Here is a 316-nt window from a genome sequence, read left to right as displayed (position 1 = left end):
AAAAAAGCGCTCGCAGCCTTGAGGATGTCATTGGCTCGGCGCAGTTCCTTGTTCTCTCGCTCCAGTTGCTTGAGCCGCTCACGCTCATCCGTGGTCAATCCTGGTCGTTGGCCTGCATCTATTTCTTTGCGCTGCACCCATCCATGCAAGGTGCTGACAGAGCAGCCAATCTTGGGGGCTATTGATTCACATGCGCCCCACAGTGATGCGTAATCCGCTTGGCATTCCTGCACCAAACGTACGGCACGTTCACGTACCTCTGGGCTAAAACGAGCAGCTTTAGTGTTCATGACTCAATCCTCTCAGGAGTTGAGCC

The 316-nt window shown here is 54.1% G+C and carries 1 protein-coding gene; it reads right to left on the bottom strand.

Annotated features, from left to right (window positions below):
* Nucleotides 1-290: transposase (locus SJH88_RS19890; protein WP_274755430.1), on the bottom strand; the 290-nt coding region annotated here is incomplete at its 3' end.
* Nucleotides 291-316 lie beyond the last annotated feature (26 nt).

This window comes from Comamonas sp. GCA5 (assembly GCF_036541385.1).
Lineage (GTDB): Bacteria > Pseudomonadota > Gammaproteobacteria > Burkholderiales > Burkholderiaceae_C > Comamonas > Comamonas aquatica.
The sequence above is the reverse complement of the archived record's forward strand: the minus strand, read 5'-3'. Positions and strand labels throughout refer to the sequence as shown.